This is a genomic window from Paenibacillus sp. 598K (assembly GCF_003851045.1).
GTDB lineage: Bacteria > Bacillota > Bacilli > Paenibacillales > Paenibacillaceae > Paenibacillus_D.
The window spans coordinates 248-2,216 of record NZ_BFBX01000234.1; the positions used below are offsets into that span (position 1 = coordinate 248).

The 1,969-nt window shown below is 60.7% G+C and carries 3 protein-coding genes; 1 reads left to right on the forward strand and 2 read right to left on the reverse strand.

Annotation, left to right across the window (positions count from 1 at the left end; genetic code table 11):
* On the reverse strand, positions 1–265 hold a 265-nt coding region (locus PA598K_RS38540), incomplete at its 3' end, for a 4Fe-4S dicluster domain-containing protein (RefSeq protein ID WP_260405765.1).
* Complete coding sequence (locus PA598K_RS34770) at positions 258–1,682, reverse strand: FAD-linked oxidase C-terminal domain-containing protein (RefSeq protein WP_185602425.1); 1,425 nt, start codon at positions 1,680–1,682, stop codon at positions 258–260. The genes PA598K_RS34770 and PA598K_RS38540, both read right to left, overlap by 8 nt.
* A 141-nt stretch (positions 1,683–1,823) precedes the next feature.
* On the opposite strand from PA598K_RS34770, the gene PA598K_RS39160 reads away from it, so the two are divergent.
* On the forward strand, positions 1,824–1,969 hold a 146-nt coding region (locus PA598K_RS39160; protein WP_128661277.1), incomplete at its 3' end, for a GntR family transcriptional regulator.

Here is a 1,969-nt window from a genome sequence, read left to right on the forward strand (position 1 = left end):
GGCAGCCGAGACAATGATTCATCTGCGCCTCGAACGCCTCGTCGGGGTCCATCACTCCGTCGGCTACCGCCTTCATGAGGGCGATGCGACCGCGCGGCGACTCGGCCTCGATGCCCCGCACGCGGAAGGTCGGGCAGGCCGGGAGGCAGAAGCCGCAGCGCATACAATTCGTCAGCTGGTCCTCGTCGAGCCGCAGCTTCAGCTTCTGCGCCAGCGGGTTCAGACGTGTCAACGGCTCTGCCGTCTGCAGCTTAGGCTCAGCCACGGTCGATCACCACCCGTCTGCGGGCCGATTTGGCGAACAGCTTGCCAGGGTTGAGCAGATGATGCGGATCGAACGTCGCCTTGATGCCCTGCATCAAAGCGATGCCCGGCGCTCCGACCTTCCACTCCAGATAAGGCGCCTTGACGATGCCAACGCCATGCTCGCCGGTGATCGTGCCGCCGAGCGCGATCGCCGCTTCGAAGATCTCGGCGAACGCCTCCTCGACGCGATGGATCTCCTCAACATCGCGCGCGTCGGTCGTCGCAGTCGGATGCAGATTGCCGTCGCCAGCATGGCCGAACGTACAGATGTTGACGTTATGCTTGGCAGCGATCCGATTGATCTCTAGCACCATATCGGCGATCTTGGAACGAGGCACGGTCGCATCCTCGAGGATTGTAGTAGGTCGCAGTCGAGCCAGCGCCGTAAAGGCGCTGCGTCGCGCGGTCAGCAGCTTGAGCGCCTGCGCGGCATCCTCTGCCACCTCGACGCGGTCGGCTTGCTCGCTGCGGCAAATCTCCTCGATCCGTGCGATGTCGCGCTCCACCAGCTCCGGCTCGCCGTCCTGCTCGATCAGCAGGATCGCAGCCATGTCAAGCGGCAGCCCCAGCTTCGCGAAGTCGTCGACGACGCGGATCGTCGGATTGTCCAGGAACTCCAGCGTCGCCGGGATGATCCGACTCTCGATAATCTTAGACACCGTGCGCGCCGCGCCGTACAGGTCGCTGTACATCGCCAGCATCGTCTTCTTGGCTTTGGGCGGCGGGATCAGCTTCAATGTCGCTTCAGTGATAATCGCCAGCGTCCCCTCCGAGCCGACCAGCAGCTTGGTCAAGTCGTAACCGGCCACATCCTTCATCAGCTTGCCGCCAGTGCGGATGATCTCGCCGCTAGCGAGCACTGCCTCCAGACCGATCACATAATCCTTGGTCGTGCCGTATTTCAACCCGCGCAGACCGCCCGAGCATTCGGCGATGTTGCCGCCGATCGTCGAGATCGACATGCTGCTCGGGTCCGGCGGATAGAACAGACCAAGCGATTCGACATGTGCGATAAATTGCTTGGTGATCAGCCCCGGCTGCACCGTCGCCGTCAAATTTTCGAGATCGACCTCGAGGATGCGATTCATCCGGTGCATCACCATGACGACACCTCCCTCTACGGGGACTGTACCGCCGCACAGATTGGTGCCGGAGCCCCGACTGACGAGCGGGATGCGATGGGCGCTGAGCACCTTCATGATCTCCGATACCTGCTGTGTATCGGACGGATAGACGACCGCATCCGGCAGCGCTTGCAGCATCGGCGTGCCGTCATACGAATGCGTTACCCGCGTCTCCTTGTCATCTCTGTATCCTTCGTTCCCCAATAAAGCGGTCAGCGCCGCTTTCGCCTCTTCGTTCAACACGACCCGCATCCTCCCCCATCTAACGATGACCTGCCACTCGAAAATTGATCAGGTCATCTGATGACTTTTGTTTGCGGTTAGTATACACTAAAATAGGACGATAGAAAAGAAGAAAAAACAGAACTCAAACGATGTAAAGGAGTTGTCGCTATGGAGACGACAGGCACGCGCCCCTTGAAGAGCAGCGAATGGGTGACCAAGGATCTGCTCCGACAATTGGAGGAAGGCTCGCTCGCCCCTGGAGACCGTTTGCCGTCAGTCGTCGATCTCGCGGCCCGCTACAGCGTCGGCCGCTC

Coding starts and splice junctions, on each gene's coding strand:
- PA598K_RS34770 (WP_185602425.1), bottom strand. CDS start 1,682: ATGCGGGTCGTGTTGAACGAAGAGGCGAAAGCGGCGCTGACCGCTTTA.